The organism is Vibrio sp. SNU_ST1, from assembly GCF_030563405.1.
Taxonomy (GTDB): Bacteria; Pseudomonadota; Gammaproteobacteria; order Enterobacterales; family Vibrionaceae; genus Vibrio.
The window spans coordinates 1137227-1154438 of the sequence record NZ_CP130749.1 but is presented as its reverse complement, the minus strand read 5'-3'; the positions used below and the strand labels follow the sequence as shown (position 1 = coordinate 1154438).

Below are 17212 nucleotides of genomic sequence, written 5' to 3'. Positions count from 1 at the left end.
AATTTTTTCTGGCTTTTTTTATGCATTTAAGGAATAATCCGCCTCCCTTAGACGTCCCTAATGGCTTGAAGTGTTTTATTACTGCTTCGTAACTCTGAATGGAATCAGTATCTGATTGGATCAGTATTGGAATTGATAGAGCTCCCGGGACCTTTTGTTTACTTATATATAGTGGGATCCCAATGTCCGAATCTGTAATTCAATTTAATGAATTAGCCCTAAACGAAAACATTCTTTCAGCTCTTGATAGCATGGGTTTCGTTTCTCCGACTCCAATCCAAGCAGCAGCTATTCCTCTTCTTCTAGAAGGCCGTGACGCACTAGGTAAAGCACAGACTGGTACTGGTAAAACAGCAGCATTCTCTCTGCCTTTACTTAACAAAATCAACCTGAACCAACATAAACCACAAGCAATCATCATGGCTCCTACTCGTGAGCTAGCGATTCAAGTTGCTGCGGAAATCAAAAACCTAGGCCGTGATATCAAAGGTCTTAAAGTTCTTGAAATCTACGGTGGTGCTTCAATTGTTGACCAAATGCGCGCTCTAAGCCGCGGTGCTCACATTGTTGTTGGTACTCCAGGTCGTGTTAAAGACTTACTAACTCGTGACCGTCTACACCTAGATGAAGCACACACATTTGTTCTTGATGAAGCAGATGAAATGCTAAAAATGGGCTTCGTAGATGACGTTACTTGGATCCTAGAGCAAGCTCCAGAATCTGCACAACGTGTACTTTTCTCTGCGACTATGCCTCCAATGGTTAAGACTATTGTTGACCGTTACCTACGTAACCCGGCTAAAGTTGACGTTGCTGGTACTAACCACACCGTTGACAAAGTAGCGCAGAATTACTGGGTTGTTAAAGGCGTAGAAAAAGACGAAGCAATGTCTCGTCTTCTTGAAACTGAAGAAACTGACGCGTCAATCGTATTCGTACGTACTCGTCAAGACACTGAGCGTCTAGCTGATTGGCTATCTGCACGTGGCTTCAAAGCTGCTGCACTGCACGGTGATATTCCTCAGTCTCTACGTGAGCGCACTGTTGATCACATCAAACAAGGTGTTATCGATATCCTAGTTGCAACTGACGTTGTAGCACGTGGTCTTGATGTTCCACGTATCACTCACGTATTTAACTACGACATCCCATTCGATGTTGAATCTTACATCCACCGTATTGGCCGTACTGGCCGTGCTGGACGTAAAGGTAAAGCGATCCTACTAGTTCGCACTAACCAAATCCGTATGCTTCGCACTATCGAGCGCGTAACTAAGTCTCAAATGGAAGAAATCCAACTTCCACAACGTGACGAAGTTGCTGCTGCACGTGTTGCTAAGCTTGGTGCTGAGCTTGAAACTGAGAAAGAGAGCAAAGCTCTAGAAAACTTCGCAGGTTTGATCTCTACACTACAAGAATCTCTAGAAGTTGATGCTGCTACTCTAGCTGCAATGCTTCTTAAGCGTCAGCAAGGTAAGAGCCCTCTATTCTACGTTGGCGAAGACCCAATGATCGCTGCTATCGAGCGTGATAAGAACCGTCGCAAAGAGCGTCGTGAAGATCGTGACAATGGCCGTGACGGTGGTGGTCGTAACTTCAATACTCAAGATTGGGATACGTACCAACTACAAGTTGGCCGTGAGCAAGGCGTTCAGGTTAAAGACATCGTTGGCGCACTAGCAAACGAACTAGGCCTAACTAAAGGTTCTATCGGTGCTATCAAACTAGACCAAGGTTCTACTTACGTTCAACTGCCAAAAGCAATGAACTCTGAAACTGCTGGTAAGCTAAGCAAACTTCGCATTCGTCAAAAAGAAGCTGGCGCTGTAGTTGTTGATTTCAACGACTTCCGTGAGCCTCGTCGTGGTGGCGGTGGTCGTGATGGCAACCGTGGTGGCGGTCGTGGCGGTCGTGATGGTGGCGGCTACCGTGGTAACCGTGAAGGCGGTAATCGCGAAGGTGGTAACCGTGAAGGTGGCAATGGCGGTCGTGGTGGCTACCGTGGCAACCGTGACGGTGCACGTGATGGTAACTCTGCTGGTGGTCGTGATGGCGAACGTCGCTTTGACCGTAACCGTGGTGGTGATCACCGTGGTAACCACCGTGGCGAACGTGGCCATGGCAACGCAGCAGGCAATGGCGGCAACCGCGGTCGTCGTCCAGAGCGCAACGAAGGTTAATCAACCTTTAGTTTAAGTGAAACTTACAAGCCAAGTGCTTATAGGCGAATAGCTTAAACAGTGAATTTAAAAGCCGGGCTTAATGCTCGGCTTTTTTGTGCCTGTTATTTGAACTTTAGCTTTGGTTTGTTCTATATATGCGGCAGCTTACTTCAACTAAACTTCGTCCCTATATCTAATGTTAGTGCCTAACTTAGCTGTATCGCGTTCTAAGTCTATATTGAAATAACGTGCTACAAGATACTAAAACAATGAGTGAAGGCTATCTAAGCGACGTTACAGTTCATTTATTCGTAGAGTTGTACTCGAATGCAATTAAAAGAAGATCGGATTTCGTCGTTCACTATTCCCAACTCTTGTGATCTTTTTGATGCAAACATTGAGCAATTGAGAAGTCGAGCAAAAAGTTATCGGCAATGATAAGCAGAGAAAAGGGAAGGGGGCTAGGCGGATTACGTGCATTGCTTCGATTCACTCTAGTTAACTTAATCGAGTAAAAAACTAATGTGAGCAGTCCTTTACTTCGTTTATTGGCCAACTGTCATATTCAACTATTTTTTAATTTCGCTCTCGAAATAAATAAACTAATGACTCAGATCAACTTAATTGTGTTCATTTGGTGCTTTTTGCAAAACAAAAGTTGAAAGATTCAAAAATTATTGAATAATGGGCTTAACTAAAATTGAAGTAAACACTTCATCCAATTCGTACTGAAACAGGATCCATATCCAATGTCTAATTCGTTTGTTCTGGTTATTAACTCGGGTAGTTCATCCCTAAAATTTGCTGTTATTGATTCTGTTTCTGGTGAAGCCGTGTTGAGTGGCTTAGGGGAGTGTTTTGGTCTTGAAGATGCTCGTATGAGCTGGAAATATCAAGGCGAGAAAACTGAAATTGCCATTCAAGGTGAAGATAACCACCACAAAATTGCCATTGGCAAACTGGTTGGGTTGATGGAAGAGCTAGGCTTCACTGCTGATATAGTGGCTATCGGTCACCGTATCGTTCACGGCGGCGAGAAGTTCACTCAAACGGTTCGTATTACTGAAGAAGTAACGAGTGAGATTGAGAGCCTATCTGACCTAGCTCCACTGCATAACCCGGCAGGTGCTATTGGTATCCGCGCTGCGATTGAAGCTTTCCCTTCTCTACCTCAATTTGCTGTATTTGATACGGCTTTCCACCAAACAATGCCACAACGTGCATTTACGGGTGCAATCGCAAAAGAACTATACACAGACTTCGGTGTTCGTCGTTACGGTTTCCACGGTACGAGTCACTACTTCGTTAGCCGTGAAGCTGCGAAAATGGTCAACAAGCCAGTTGAAGAAGCTAGCTTCATCTCCGTTCACCTAGGTAACGGTGCATCTGTATGTGCTATCAAAGACGGCAACAGCGTTGATACGTCAATGGGTTTCACACCGCTTTCTGGCCTTATGATGGGCACACGTTGTGGTGATTTAGACCCTGGTATCATCGAGTACCTACTAAAGAAAGGTTGGTCACAAGAGCAAGTATTTAACTCTCTAAACAAGGAGTCTGGCTTCCTTGGCGTGTCTGGTCTTACGAGCGATGCTCGTGGCATCTTAGAAGCAATGGAAGAGGGCCATGAAGGTGCTAAGCTTGCGTTTGAGGTGTTTACTTACCGCGTTGCTAAATACGTTGCTTCTTACCTTGCAACGCTAGATTCTTTAGACGGCATCATCTTCACTGGTGGTATCGGTGAAAACTCTCTACCAATTCGTCGTGAAATCCTAAACAACCTTAAGATTCTTGGTTTTGTTGAAGATATAGCAGGTAATGAAGCCGCTCGTTTTGGCGCAGAAGGTATCATCGCTAAATCAGAGATGTTAGACGCAGTAGCAATGGTTATTCCAACCAATGAAGAGTTCGTGATTGCTCAACAGTCGGTAGAACTTCTGTAATTTAAGTAACTGTTTAAGTTAACATATACGATTTGAAAGCGAGCCCTGGTGGCTCGCTTTTTAGTTTCTTGTTCGGGGTTACTTATATGTAACTACTCGCTAATCATCATCTCTATTGAGGGGAATGTTTGTTAGTTGAATGCCCGTTTCTGCGAGAACGCTAAATGACGAGAATATGGCATGCCTTCTTTGCTAATTATGCTTGTCAGTCAACATAGGCCACTGAACTTGGTTCTTTGTAGATGCAATCAACTCCAGTCACATTTCCGTTGCCGTCTTGATACTGTGCATAAACTTTCCACAAGCCATTTTTCCTCTCCCCTAAAACAGTAACCCGGGTATTATTCCCATAAGTAGTACCGTTAGAGCCATTCCCTTTACCGAAAGACACTTGAAACTCCTTTTTTATCGCTTGCTGTATTTTTGCGCCATCAAAGTCCCTATTTGGCTGAACATGCAAAAACTCAAGCCCGCCTCCTTTCCCCGGGCGAATAGCAAACGTACAACCTGTTAATTGAGTGGTAACAAGGAAGTTTGCAGAATCATAGTGGGTGACTTTAGAAATGGACTCAGGCTTAAGTTGTTCAAACTGAGATACCGGTATGTGGATGCATTGAAGAGCTTTAGCGCTACTTGACAGCGCCGTTTTAGATAAGCGCAAACGCATCTCTGGCATTTGAACACCTTGATTGATACCAAGCGCCGTATCTCCGAGGCTATATAAATAAAAGGTAAGTGCTCCTTTTGATTGGCCAGCACTACTAATGGAAAGCGGACAACGATGTAAAAATTGTTCTAAATTTCGATTCATTAGCTGAGCAGCTTGATCTAATGTCAATGGCATAAAACAGTCCTTTGTTATTATTCATGATATGTATGAATGCTTGTAAAAGTAAGCTTTCGTTTATAAGCATATATGAACATATCTAAGACTTCGATATTTGCTAGCCATTAAGTGATGTCGACTTGAATTATTGAACCTGATTTTGAGGTGTGACCAGTTAATGGGCACACCGTACTAAAGGGTATTAATCCCATCCGTACCTTGCTCAAACCTGTATTTATTTGCTGTCTTTCTCCCTCTCGAAAAGTCTTTTTTCTGAGTATTCTCAATCGTCGAACCTCGCTTTTACCTACTTTTATACGACATTATCCAATGTCTTAGGAGGTTTGTTTTTTTATGGTCTTGTTTTTATTGATTATTTTGTAAATAGCAATGTTGCATATCGTGCTGGAGGGGTGGGCGGGAAAATATATATTGCAAATATAAATGATATTTGTTCTTATTCGCGTCCGTTGTGATTTATAAACTTAACCGGAATTAGAATATGAACGTTAGATTGGCTTTCACCCCCCTCGCCTTGGCAATTGGAGGTGCATTAACCACAGTGGCTACCGTGTCGAATGTAATGGCTTCAGAAGAAGTAACGGTGGATGAAACTCTGCAAGTTATTGGTCATCAGTATGAGGGTTACGCGGAGCATATGCCGCAGTCGGGTACTAAAACGGATGTCGAATGGCTAGATGTCCCACAAGCAGTATCAGTGGTCACTAAAACAGAGATGGAAGACCGTGGTGCGGTCCGTTTAGTGGATGCTCTTGATGGTGTTGCTGGTGTCAATAATACCTTAGGTGAAGGCAGTCGAGATCAGTTCGTTATTCGTGGTTTTGATGCGCTGAATGACATGTATCGCGATGGCATGCGTGATGATGGAACTTTACAGTCGTATCGAAGCCTATCCAATATTGAGCGTGTTGAAGTGGTAAAAGGCCCTGCAGGTGCTCTGTATGGTAGGGGCTCTGCTGGCGGCATCATTAACTTACTCACCAAACGAGCGAATGGTGACAATTTTACCAATGTGAACGGCAGTGTTGGCAGTAACAGCCAATTTGTAGGGCAGGTGGATAGCTCAATGGCGTTTTCAGATAAGGTAAATGGACGTATTAACCTGGAACACCGACAGGCTGATTCGTATGTAAACCATGTCGATTCTAATGATTTCTTTATCGCTCCAACCATTCGAGTGCTGCCAGCTGAAGGGCATACCGTTGACTTAGATGTCGAATATGCACACCAAGAGCTGGTGCCATATCGTGGTGTCCCATCTAAAAATGGCAAACCTGTTGATGTCTCTGAGAGTTCTTTCTACGGTGGCACTAACGATTATCAAGAGTCCGATAGCCTGCGTGTTGGCATTAATTATGAATGGCGCTTGAATAGCGAGTGGGTATGGACAAACCGAGCGGCATACAATCATATCGAACTTGAGCAAAAGGGGACGCGTCAAGGTACTGTAACGGGGGATAAAGTTTCTCAAACCGTGAACAATTTCGGTTATGACCCTCGAACCACAACGACGATGCAATCCGAGTTAGTGTGGGAAACTGATTCTAACCAAATGATGATTGGTGCGGATTATAACCAGATCAATATCGATTTAACGCTAGCAAGCGATAAAACCTTACCTCCGAAGCACATCTATAACCCTGTCGTAGGAGCAACGCCTGATCCGGGTTTCAAGCCTTTCCGTGATAACACAACGACGACGACGGGTATCTACCTTCAAGATGTTTACACCTTGGGTGATTTATCGGTGATAGGTAATGTGCGTTATGACTCGATGGATCTTGAACAGCAAAAAGCCGGTAAAGCTCAAGAGAACCTAGACGATAACAAAGTGAGCTACCGCGGTGGTTTGGTCTACCGAATCAACAACGATATGTCGGTATACGCGAGCTTAGCTCGTTCGTGGCAATTGCCTTATTCCGGTATTTATATCAACCCTAAACTGGCTGAATTCTTCCATACCGATCTAAAAGAAGTGGGTGCGAAAGCTTACTTACTCGATAACGCCTTGATGCTCAATGCCGCTATTTTCCAAATTGATCAAGAACAACCACAAACCAATATTAATGGCGACGTTATTAATAAGATTGAAGCACGTCACCAAGGTATTGAACTGGAAGCTCGCGGTCAGATTACAGAGCTATGGGATATTTCAGTTGGTTATAGCTACTTAGATGCAGAAGATAAAGATACAGGCAAAAAGCCGAATGATGTGTCTGATCATCTGTTCTCACTCTGGAGTACTTACCAATTATACGAAAACTGGCGTTTGGGCGGTGGTGTGAAATACGTAGGGGACCGCTACGCGGGTAACAATGAAGCTGTCGCATTAGGCGATTACACCACTGTTGACTTAATGGCAGCGTACACCACGGGTCGTCACAAAGTTCAAGCGAACGCTTATAACGTACTTGGCGAGAAATACATTCTTGGGGCAACCAGTGGTAAGTCGGGCACTAATCAGATTGGCTACGGCGCGCCAGCTGAATTCATGCTCAGCTACGGCTATCAGTTCTAAAAGCGAGTTCAGCTCTAAGAGTCGTTAATTTCTAAGCGTTATTACGTTTCTAAGAGCTAGTACGTGACTAAGAGCTATTTCAACTCCAAAAAATTTGATTTGTTCGCTACGAGTGAGTGAACAGCTGGCCTCATTTTGAGGTCGTTTAGCCCAATGGGTCAAAGCGTTGGCATAACCTAAAAGCACAGCCTTTGACCCTAATTTGCCTACTTAGGAGATTTTCATGCCTTACCAGAATTTGGATGGTAAACCCCACGCGCAACATAAGCTTCGCTTGACCGTACTTGCAACAGCCATCGCTTCAGTGACTTCCATGAGTGCATTCGCAGCGTCTGATCCGCAAACGACGACCATGGAAACGGTTGTAGTGACGGGAAGTTTGATCGGTAATTCAGAATTAGAGGATGTTAAAGAGTATCCGGGAGCGCGTACCGTTCTAACTAACGAACAAATTAAAAAGACCGCCGCTCTTTCGATTGATTCAGCATTTCAAAGTGTACCTGGCATTAAGGTTCAAGATGAAACCGGTACCGGTGTTCTACCTAACATCTCGGTACGTGGCTTGAAAGCGAGCCGCAGTGGTCATGCTCAATTTCTAATGGATGGTGTACCACTGACTCTTGCGCCTTATGGTCATACCGGACAATCTATTTTTCCAGCAACGCTATCGATGCTGGATCGAATTGATATCGTACGCGGTGGTGCGGCTGTGCAGTACGGGCCAAATAACGTGGGTGGTGTGATCAACTTGGTGACTAAGCCCATTCCACACGAGTGGCAAACGGAAATCAGTAATCGTTTCACCGTATTTGAAGATGGTAATACACCGCTTAACGATTTTTACCTACGCACGGGTGGTTGGTTAACCGATACGCTTGCACTTCAAGTAGAAGGTAACTTCCTAAAAGGTGAAAGCTTCCGCGAGCACTCCGACACGGATGTAAAAAACTTCCAAGCGAAGTTGCAATGGTTACTCAGCGATACCCAGGAGCTACAAGCATTCGTTCAGCGTTACGATGCCGACACCCAAATGCCGGGCGCTTTATCGCCAAAAGATTACCAGAAAGATCGTACTCAATCGAAGCGACCATATGACGAATACAAAGGCACATCAACACGTTGGAGCCTGAAGTATTTGCATGATTTGAATATTGCAGATGGCGCAGAGTTAGAGGTTCTGACATTCGGTCACCAGTCTGAGCGTTTCTTCCAATGGGGCTTTAATAGCGCAGGCGGTCACTGGGCTGATCCAGCATTACCATCAACAGATATTCGCACCTCACCACGTGAGTTCGCTGTTTATGGTGTGGAACCTAAGTTAGCGATGTACTTTGACGGTAATACGGTGACGCAAAACTTGATTGTAGGTGCTCGCTATGTAAATGAAGATATCGATTACAAGCTAACGCAAACGCCAATTGCTGGCGGAGTAACAAAAGTGCCACGTGATTGGAACTTGAATACCGATGCATTCGCAGGTTACATCAGCAACGAAGTTGGCCTGTTTAACGACGTGCTAAAGGTTACTCCAGGTATTCGTTACGAATCGATTGATATGACCTTTAATGATAAGGGTACAGCACAGAGTACAGACAACAAAGTGACGGAGTGGTTGCCGGGCTTAACCGTGGCATACCATTTAACTGAGCAATGGGTTGGGTACACCAATGCGCAGAAATCTTTGCGCGCACCACAAATCGCTTACATCCGAGGCAAGGGTGAAGAGGGCAGTGAGCTAGCATGGAACTACGAGTTGGGTGCTCGTTACAATCAAGATTCAACTAGCTTTAATGTCGCGCTCTACCGCATTGATTTTGAAGACCAACTCCAATGGCAAAGCGGAACGCAGACCTTTGACAATATTGGTAAAACGCTTCATCAAGGTATTGAGCTTTCAGGTCGTTATGTTCCGCAGGCTATGCAAGCTCTGAGTTTAGGCGCGGGTTATAACTATTTGGATGCGACGATAGAGGCAGAGGGTGCAAACAAAGGTAAGCAACTTCCTTACACATCGGAGCATCAACTTAGCTGGGATGCGACTTACGCCTTTAGCAAGGTAGATACGACCTTATCTGGTTACTATTTCAGTGAGTCTTATTCTGACAATGCCAATACCAGTGCTGAAGATGCAACGGGTGCGAAAGGCAAAGTACCTGCTTACATGGTATGGAACTTAAACCTAGGCTCAGACTTGTATAAGGATGAAAACAGTAAGTTACGTATGAATGTTGCAGTGAACAATTTGTTTGCTGAGGACTACTACTTCCGCGGCATTGATACCAGTCCGGTTGGCCGCTATCCAGCGCCAGGGCGTTCATACACTTTGGATCTGAACTATCAGTTCTAATCGGTAATTTATTAAAAATAATAACGAATATAAGTCGCCAATATTATTGGCGACTTTCACGGTTCTAGTGTTTAAGGAAAAATAAATATGGAAAACAGCTCTCGACTTTCATTTTCGAATCAATTGCTGCTGCCGAACGGACTGCTGTCATTCAAAAGGGATTTTTTATTCAGCAGGATAGCGATAGCCTTAGTTTTGTTGGCTTTAAGCTTGTTCTCATTCTCCAGTTCAGCAAAAACGAGGATCATTCAAGATGAGCAAGGTCAGTTTGAGATCGCGACTACCCCGCAACGCGTTGTGGTGTTGGAGTTCTCATTTGTCGATGCATTAGCTGCGGTAGGCGTGTCTCCGGTCGGCGTTGCCGATGACAATGATGCTTCGCGAGTGATTCCGGCGGTGCGTGAATTAGTGCAACCATGGAAATCGGTTGGTATGCGTTCACAGCCTAGTCTAGAGGCCATTGCGGTATTAAAGCCCGATCTGATCATCGCCGATGCAGAGCGTCACCGTACGGTTTATCAAGATCTACAGCGAATCGCACCAACTCTGCTGCTCAAAAGCCGTGGAGAAACTTATCAAGAGAATTTGGAATCTGCGCTTAAGGTTGGTATCGCCCTCGATAAGCAATCGGCAATGGAACAAAGAATTCACCAACATCAACAAGCTATGGTGGAATTTAAAAGTCATTTCTCACTCAAACAAACTGTCCAATTTGCTGTTGTGTCGGAAAAAGGAATGTGGCTACATAGCCCTGCTTCCTATGCCGGAGGTGTACTCACCACATTAGGTATTGCAAGCCCAATAGTGGAGCCGACAGACAAGGCGTACTTGCCAACCAGCTTTGAGTTGTTGTTGAAAACGAATCCTGACTGGTTGCTTCTTGGTGCTTACTCAGATCCAAATATCGTTGATGATTGGCAGAAAAACCCACTGTTTAATGTATTAACATCCGCGAAGAATCAACAAGTGGTAGAAGTGTCACCAGCACTATGGTCATTGAATCGAGGCATGTTGGCCGCAGAACAAATGGCGAAAAATCTAGAGCAGATCTTGGATCGTTCATGAGTTTGATGCTGCTCTCTAAAGGTAAGCGACGTTCGCTTATAGTGTCGTGGCGAGTCACGTTATATACGGTCTTAGTGTCGTGTTTGGCAATGTCTGGTTACGTGGCCTCTATGCTAGGTTGGTCGAATTTCTCCCTAACATTGAGTGACTTAGTTCACTATTGGTTTGCGTTTGATGAGAGCAATATGACTCATCAAATATTGGCGACACTTAGAGCTCCAAGAGCTCACGCCGGGTTATTGATTGGTGCAAGCTTAGCGGTTGCAGGGCTATTGATGCAGGGGTTAACACGTAACCCACTTGCGTCTCCATCAATTCTAGGTATTAACGCTGGCGCAGCCTGTTTTATGGCTTTAGCTGCGATAGGCATTCCTGTGTTTAGTGAGCTAAACCCGATCCTTAATGCCGTTCTTGGTGCATTGCTAGGCGGTGGTGCCGTGATGCTCCTCGGTGGCTTCTTCTCCGAACGTTCTCATCCGTTACGTTTGGTTCTAGCGGGTATCGCCATTACTGCTTTATTGGTTGGGTTGACTCGAGCAGCGCTGATTCTAGCTGATGATATGGCTTATAGCGTGCTGCATTGGCTTACTGGTTCATTGTCTAGCGTGGATGATGGACAGTGGCTACAGCTTTGGCCGCCAGCAGTGATTGGTTTGGTGCTAGCTGTTAGCCTTGCTCGTAACCTTAACTTATTGGCGCTTGGTGAAGAAGTGGCTGTGGGGTTGGGCAGTAATATCCGGCTTACTCGCCTCATGAGTGGATTGGCTATCGTGTTGCTTGCGGGTGCCAGTGTCGCTATCGCAGGTCCCATTGGTTTTGTTGGATTGTTGGTTCCTCATTTGGTTCGGCCCATGGTTGGGCATAATTACCATCTACTGATTCCTATCTCCGCAATGGCTGGTGCAGCATTAGTGTCTTGGTCAGATGCATTGTCACGATCTATTGCTTTCCCGACTGAAACGCCCGTTGGTGTTATTACAGCCCTACTTGGGACACCTTGTTTTATTTTGATTGCGACGAGGAGATCTTAATGCACCATCACACTAAGATAGTTTGGTTATCAGGGATTCTCATATTAGTGGCATCTGCGGGGTTGTTTGTCGGTGCAGCGTCACTTTCTATTCCTCAAGTCATCGAACATTTGGTCGCCTTTTCCAGTGACGACTTTGTTATCCATCAATATCGGCTACCACGTATGTTACTCGCGATAAGCGTGGGCGCAGGGTTGGGGCTATCCGGCGTATTAGTGCAAGGCGTGATACGTAACCCGTTAGCATCGCCTGATCTTATGGGCATTAGTGCTGGGGCAGGGCTTGCCGCGACTGCGAGTTTAGTTTGGTTCCCTAATACGGCAGTTAGCGTACTGCCTGTGGTGGCGATGTTCGGTGGCATTATTGCTGCCGGGTTGATTGCGCTATTGGCATGGTGGTCAAGGCCAACACCCGCCAAGTTGGCCTTGATTGGTATTGCAGTGAGTGCGTTTCTGGCGAGTTGCATCGACTTCTTGCTTGTTACTAACCCTATCGAGATCAACACTGCGATGGTATGGCTAACCGGCAGCCTATGGGGACGAAATTGGCAGCAAGTTCCCTTTATTTGGGGAGCATTGCTCTTGTTGTTGCCAATGGCATTTTGGCTTGCTTGGCGATTGGATGTGATGGGGCTTGGTGAGGAAAGTGCCACCACATTGGGTACTAAGCCAAAACAGATACAAGCTCTTGCACTATTGGCCGCAGTGTTACTTGCCAGTGTCAGCGTTTCAGTGGCTGGAACGATCAGTTTTGTGGGTTTATTAGCGCCTCACTTAGCGCGCTTGTTGTTTGGGCATAATCATAAGTTGTTAATCCCGGCGTCTGCTCTGGTTGGCGCGATTCTGGTTACTTGTGCCGATGGCTTGGCAAGAGGTCTACAACCACCGATTGAATTACCTGCAGGGGTACTTACTTCTGTCATTGGCGCGCCTTATTTCATCTTTCTTCTCTATCGTTATCGAGGTTGGTAACCATGCTAAAAACGCAGAATCTTTCCGTCGCGTACGGCAAACAAATGATCATACCGAACCTTTCGGTGTCCATCCCTAAGGGCAAAATTACGGCCTTAATTGGGCCCAATGGGTGTGGTAAATCTACCTTGTTAAAGACGTTAGTCAGAATCAATAAGCAGGTGACAGGAGAGGTGTTATTTGAAGACAAACCATTGTCGAGCTATGGTGATAAAGTGCTCGCGCGTTCGTTGTCGCTTCTGCCGCAAATATTGGTCAGCCCCGAAGGCATTTCGGTCCGAAAATTGGTTGAATATGGCCGTTCTCCTTATGTGTCCCATTGGGGAAGGTTAGGGCAAGAAGACCAAGCGATTGTGGAACAGGCAATGCGTGATACCGGCGTACTTGAGTTTGCTGATAAACCGATTGAGTCACTGTCGGGTGGGCAGCGTCAAAGAGCATGGATAGCGATGATAATAGCGCAAGACACAGATGTCGTGATGTTGGATGAACCGACCACTTATCTTGATATGTCTCACCAAGTTGAATTAATGAACTTGATGCAGCAGATGAATGAAAAGGGAAAAACGGTGGTGGTTGTGCTCCATGACCTGAACCAAGCTAGCCGTTACTGCGATCATTTGATCGTTTTAGAAAGAGGTGGTTTAGTGGCTGAAGGCACACCCGATGAGGTGATGACCGAGACATTGCTGAATGATGTTTTCGATCTCAAAGCGAGCGTATTTCGTGACCCTATATCCAATACGCCGATGTGTGTGGCGATTTAAGCAAATAACAGGTGATTAAAGTTGTCAGTATGGTTTGCTGTGCATCTGGTTAAAATAATCAGAGCGAATCAATCTTTGGTGTTGATTGAGATAGTATTTTGCTATAAAACGCGCATAATCTCGCTATACAAACTTAAAGAAGAAATTACCTATGACTACCTTTCAATACTACTTTCACCAACTGCCTTGCTTCGACTGTAAAAAAACGACAGTAAGTACTGATCTTGGTTGGTTAACGCCTGCGATGAAAGATACAGCTCTAGAGCAAGTGACAAAGACACTTGCGGAAGGTGAAGTTACGCCTGATCTTTCAGCAAATGTGGTTTGTACCAAAGACGAAGCTCGCGAGTACCTATTGCTGAATTTCTTCGGTTATTCAGAAGAGGAGTTAGCGAGCGGAATTGAAGCTGATGATGAGCAAGAAGTCGCGGATGAAATAGCAGAACTTCTAGAAGAAGGCCAAGATACAATCACCTTCGAACATGAAATTGCTCTTCAGTGCTGTGCTGATTGCGATGTTGAAGAAGAGTCAAACTAAGCACTCGTATTAAAGTACTAGTATTAATGTAGATACATCCATTAATACAGTGTGATGTTCAAATGATTAAAGGCGTTAGCGGATTGAAGTTCGTTAGCGCCTTTTTTATATCTCGACCCTGATTATTCTTACTCGCAGGCTCTGCATTGCGATTACCGAAGGAGGCCGAGATACAATATTCATTTAATTGGGGCACTTTGTGGTAGATGTGGCTTGGATAGAGTACCTAAATACATACAAGGCAGAGAGTCACATTGGATTAGGTCGTCTAAACTCAAGGTTGGTATGCAGTCAAAGCAGAACAACTTGGGCTCTAAAAACGTTCTCGAAATAAATGCAAATTAGTCCTTTACCTCAACTTAACTTTAGGTATTAGGATATGCAACGTTGCTTAAGAGAATACTTTAAGGAGAGAAGAATGATCCAACTTGAACATGTAAATTTAGTGGTTAAAGATATCCCAGAGATGCTGACTTTCTATAAAGCGGCTTTCCCTCATTGGTATGTACGTGATGAGGGGAAAGGGGAATGGTCTGGCAAGCCACGTAACTGGCTACATTTTGGTGATGAATACCAATACATCGCGTTGAGCGATCACGGCGAGGGTGAAAATAGATATTTGGCAGGGCATTCTGTCGGCCTCGCGCATTTTGCTTATGTGACTCACAATATCGAAAGCGTGATTGAGCGCCTTATTGATGCGGGTTTCCCAATAGCCAAACCCGGCGCCGACGAACCTTATCGCAAAAACGTTTACTTTGTGGATCCTGCGGGCTTTGAAATCGAATTTGTAGAGTACTTGAGTGATGATCCCAAGCTGCGCAATGCCACGAGCTAATTATGCCCGATTTCAGATAATAACTGCGATTTAGCAGCATGAAAACGTGCTAGGACATTTATAGAAAAGGGCATTGTGGAATATTCCGCAATGCTCTTTTAGATCTATTAGCTGATTGGCTAACTGATATTTACTCTGTTAGTCGCTTAGTCGCTTAGTCGCTTAGTCGCTTAGTTGCTTAGTTGCTTAGTTGCTTAGTTGCTTAGTCGCTTAGTTGGTTACTTAGCTACTTAGCCTTGAATGGCACTAACAACTGTTTGCCAAACACGTTAATGAGTGCGCCCGTGACAATTAGACCACCACCTAGGTAAGTCCAAACTGATGGTATCTCATTGAAGATCCACACGCCTAACAGCGCTGAGAATACGATTTGAACGTATGAGTAAGCCGAAGCTTTACCGGCAGCTTGAGTTTGCATCGCCTTGGTTAAACCGTATTGGCCTATCTGAGTAAAAATCCCGACTAGAACCAACATAATGGTTAAGAATAAGCTCGGCCATACAAAGTCGTTCCAGATCAGGGCTGTTGAGATTGGAAGAGCAACCAGCGGGAAATAGAAGATGATCACCGAGCTATCTTCAGTTTGGCTAAGCTTTCTCACAATCACATAAGCAATTGAGCTACCAAACGCGCCCAATAACGCCACCATAATGCTGAACATGGGTAACTCACTATTTGCGCCACTGTTCATGCTTGGTTGTACCATCACCAGCAATCCCGCGAGGCAGAATGCAATGCAGATCATGGTCGACTTTTGCACGCGCTCTTTTAAGAACAACACGCCAAGCAACGCGGTAAACACGGGATGTACGTATTGTAGAATGGTCGCTTCTGCTAGTGGCAAGGTGGTTACGGCGTAGTAAACACACATTAACGCCGCAGTACCGACAGCACCACGCACAAACAAGAGTGGTTTGTTATTACCCCAGATCGAAATGCCTTTTCGTTTCACATCGATATAGCTGATGATCAAAGAGACCAATGCCCTTGCTGCAACAATTTCAAATACAGGTATACCGTAGTTGCTGATGTATTTCACACAAGCAGACATCAGTGCGAACCCAAAAGCGGAGAGGATCATGAACCTAACCCCAACAGGGATCATTGAAACAGAGAAAGAAGGCATAAAAATATCAATCGGGTGAGGGAAGGGGAATCATAGCTTAATTTAAGAGAGTCGACCAAAGCCTTTGTCTTGCTCTATTACACCAAACCACTGATATTGCTGTGCGAGTGATTTCAGCAACTCGATCTCTTTGGCTGTCTCTTCCCTCAGCCATTCAATAAGGTCATTGATGATAGGTGTGTGTGTACGCTGGTGCATGAAGTAAGTCCAAGCACTGTGTTGAATCTTTGCATCCTTAGGGCAGTACAAGAAGCCCCGTTGTAGATCCTGCAAAACTAACAGTAAATCCGTCACCGTGACGCCTTCACCTGACAAGCAAGCACTGAGTGCCATATCCAAAGACAAGAAACTGGTATTTCTAACGGGCTTTTTCGGTGGGAACTCGACATCAGCCAGCCACACTTTCCAGTCGTGATGATCTAAGGTCGGGTGGAGTCTTGGTAAGGTTAAGATCGAATCGAGGTCAGTATCTTTATTCGTTAAGTTGGTAGAATTATTTAAGCTGGCAGAATTCGTTAAACTAGTAGAACAGACCGGCGCCATAAACTCTTCACGTAAGAAGGTGATGTTTGGTGCCTTGTCATAGCGTTTTTTGAAGCGCGTGTGGAAGATCAGTAGGTCATATTCGCTGCTGTTGATCGATTCGTCTTCCTCAATCACAGGCACAATGACGATCTCATAATCTTGATAACGCTCGTTTAATTCCCGGACTTTAGAGATCAGTACGCGCGTCGCGAAACTCAAGGTCGCTTTGATCACAATACGTTTCTGCTTTGGCTCACCCCAAGAAGCAATAACCGTTTCGACATTGGCGTAGCTTTCACGTAAAGCCACATACAAATCGTGACCTTGTTCTGTTAATTCAATCGCTCGATGCTTACGAATAACCAATGATGCGTTTAACTCATCTTCAAGCTGTTTAATCTGACGGCTGATCGCACTTTGTGTTACATGCAGCTCATCGGCGGCCAGAGTAAAGCTCATCAGCCTTGCTGCAGCTTCGAAGGCTTTTAAGCCATTATGGGATGATGGCAAGCTAGGATATGGGGTCATAATTCG

General features: G+C 45.0%; 13 protein-coding genes. 10 read left to right on the top strand and 3 right to left on the bottom strand.

What is annotated here, in order from left to right:
* Positions 1 to 98 precede the first annotated feature (98 nt).
* Positions 99 to 2180, top strand: a complete 2082-nt coding sequence (locus Q5H80_RS19360) for a DEAD/DEAH box helicase (protein WP_032554996.1) — start codon at positions 99 to 101, stop codon at positions 2178 to 2180.
* Between the two features lie 731 nt (positions 2181 to 2911).
* On the top strand, positions 2912 to 4105 hold the full coding sequence (locus Q5H80_RS19355; RefSeq protein ID WP_304569720.1) for an acetate/propionate family kinase: 1194 nt from the start codon (positions 2912 to 2914) through the stop codon (positions 4103 to 4105).
* Between the two features lie 205 nt (positions 4106 to 4310).
* On the opposite strand, the gene Q5H80_RS19350 is transcribed toward Q5H80_RS19355, so the two are convergent.
* Positions 4311 to 4949: a hypothetical protein gene (locus Q5H80_RS19350; protein WP_009844799.1), complete on the bottom strand. Its 639-nt coding sequence runs from the start codon at positions 4947 to 4949 to the stop codon at positions 4311 to 4313.
* A gap of 484 nt (positions 4950 to 5433) precedes the next feature.
* Between Q5H80_RS19350 and Q5H80_RS19345 the strand changes: the two genes are divergently transcribed.
* From Q5H80_RS19345 to Q5H80_RS19310, 8 genes are all read left to right on the top strand, one after another.
* Positions 5434 to 7470: a TonB-dependent siderophore receptor gene (locus Q5H80_RS19345; RefSeq protein ID WP_304569717.1), complete on the top strand. Its 2037-nt coding sequence runs from the start codon at positions 5434 to 5436 to the stop codon at positions 7468 to 7470.
* Between the two features lie 223 nt (positions 7471 to 7693).
* Positions 7694 to 9817 (top strand): TonB-dependent siderophore receptor, encoded by a 2124-nt coding sequence (locus tag Q5H80_RS19340; RefSeq protein ID WP_304569715.1) that lies wholly within the window; start codon positions 7694 to 7696, stop codon positions 9815 to 9817.
* 87 nt (positions 9818 to 9904) lie between these two features.
* Positions 9905 to 10882, top strand: coding sequence for a Fe(3+) dicitrate ABC transporter substrate-binding protein (locus Q5H80_RS19335; protein ID WP_304569713.1), 978 nt, complete (start codon positions 9905 to 9907; stop codon positions 10880 to 10882).
* Complete coding sequence (locus Q5H80_RS19330; protein WP_304569711.1) at positions 10879 to 11913, top strand: iron ABC transporter permease; 1035 nt, start codon at positions 10879 to 10881, stop codon at positions 11911 to 11913. Before Q5H80_RS19335 ends, Q5H80_RS19330 begins: the two co-directional genes overlap by 4 nt.
* The gene (locus Q5H80_RS19325; RefSeq protein ID WP_304569709.1) at positions 11913 to 12884 is read left to right on the top strand and encodes an iron ABC transporter permease; all 972 of its coding nucleotides are present in this window, start codon (positions 11913 to 11915) and stop codon (positions 12882 to 12884) included. Before Q5H80_RS19330 ends, Q5H80_RS19325 begins: the two co-directional genes overlap by 1 nt.
* Positions 12885 to 12886: 2 nt before the next feature.
* Complete coding sequence (gene fecE / locus Q5H80_RS19320; protein ID WP_304569708.1) at positions 12887 to 13651, top strand: Fe(3+) dicitrate ABC transporter ATP-binding protein FecE; 765 nt, start codon at positions 12887 to 12889, stop codon at positions 13649 to 13651.
* A gap of 151 nt (positions 13652 to 13802) precedes the next feature.
* Positions 13803 to 14189: a hypothetical protein gene (locus Q5H80_RS19315; protein WP_009844806.1), complete on the top strand. Its 387-nt coding sequence runs from the start codon at positions 13803 to 13805 to the stop codon at positions 14187 to 14189.
* 418 nt (positions 14190 to 14607) lie between these two features.
* Positions 14608 to 15027 carry a VOC family protein gene (locus Q5H80_RS19310; protein ID WP_304569707.1) on the top strand — a complete coding sequence of 140 codons (420 nt, stop codon included), beginning with the start codon at positions 14608 to 14610 and terminating at the stop codon, positions 15025 to 15027.
* A gap of 226 nt (positions 15028 to 15253) precedes the next feature.
* Here the strand turns inward: Q5H80_RS19310 and Q5H80_RS19305 are convergent, their stop codons facing one another.
* Together Q5H80_RS19305 and Q5H80_RS19300 are read right to left on the bottom strand one after the other, a co-directional pair.
* On the bottom strand, positions 15254 to 16153 hold the full coding sequence (locus tag Q5H80_RS19305; RefSeq protein ID WP_304569705.1) for a DMT family transporter: 900 nt from the start codon (positions 16151 to 16153) through the stop codon (positions 15254 to 15256).
* A gap of 42 nt (positions 16154 to 16195) precedes the next feature.
* A complete protein-coding gene (locus Q5H80_RS19300; protein WP_304569703.1) occupies positions 16196 to 17206 on the bottom strand; it encodes a LysR family transcriptional regulator in 1011 nt (336 codons plus the stop codon).
* Between the last annotated feature and the right edge of the window lie 6 nt (positions 17207 to 17212).

What these genes read in the sequence shown, in the direction of transcription:
- Q5H80_RS19355 (WP_304569720.1), top strand. Translation starts at nt 2,912, where the DNA reads ATGTCTAATTCGTTTGTTCTGGTTATTAACTCGGGTAGTTCATCCCTA.
- Q5H80_RS19330 (WP_304569711.1), top strand. Translation starts at nt 10,879, where the DNA reads ATGAGTTTGATGCTGCTCTCTAAAGGTAAGCGACGTTCGCTTATAGTG.
- Q5H80_RS19350 (WP_009844799.1), bottom strand. Translation starts at nt 4,949, where the DNA reads ATGCCATTGACATTAGATCAAGCTGCTCAGCTAATGAATCGAAATTTA.
- Q5H80_RS19300 (WP_304569703.1), bottom strand. Translation starts at nt 17,206, where the DNA reads ATGACCCCATATCCTAGCTTGCCATCATCCCATAATGGCTTAAAAGCC.
- Q5H80_RS19345 (WP_304569717.1), top strand. Translation starts at nt 5,434, where the DNA reads ATGAACGTTAGATTGGCTTTCACCCCCCTCGCCTTGGCAATTGGAGGT.
- Q5H80_RS19305 (WP_304569705.1), bottom strand. Translation starts at nt 16,153, where the DNA reads ATGCCTTCTTTCTCTGTTTCAATGATCCCTGTTGGGGTTAGGTTCATG.
- Q5H80_RS19360 (WP_032554996.1), top strand. Translation starts at nt 99, where the DNA reads ATGGAATCAGTATCTGATTGGATCAGTATTGGAATTGATAGAGCTCCC.
- Q5H80_RS19340 (WP_304569715.1), top strand. Translation starts at nt 7,694, where the DNA reads ATGCCTTACCAGAATTTGGATGGTAAACCCCACGCGCAACATAAGCTT.
- fecE (WP_304569708.1), top strand. Translation starts at nt 12,887, where the DNA reads ATGCTAAAAACGCAGAATCTTTCCGTCGCGTACGGCAAACAAATGATC.
- Q5H80_RS19325 (WP_304569709.1), top strand. Translation starts at nt 11,913, where the DNA reads ATGCACCATCACACTAAGATAGTTTGGTTATCAGGGATTCTCATATTA.
- Q5H80_RS19310 (WP_304569707.1), top strand. Translation starts at nt 14,608, where the DNA reads ATGATCCAACTTGAACATGTAAATTTAGTGGTTAAAGATATCCCAGAG.
- Q5H80_RS19335 (WP_304569713.1), top strand. Translation starts at nt 9,905, where the DNA reads ATGGAAAACAGCTCTCGACTTTCATTTTCGAATCAATTGCTGCTGCCG.
- Q5H80_RS19315 (WP_009844806.1), top strand. Translation starts at nt 13,803, where the DNA reads ATGACTACCTTTCAATACTACTTTCACCAACTGCCTTGCTTCGACTGT.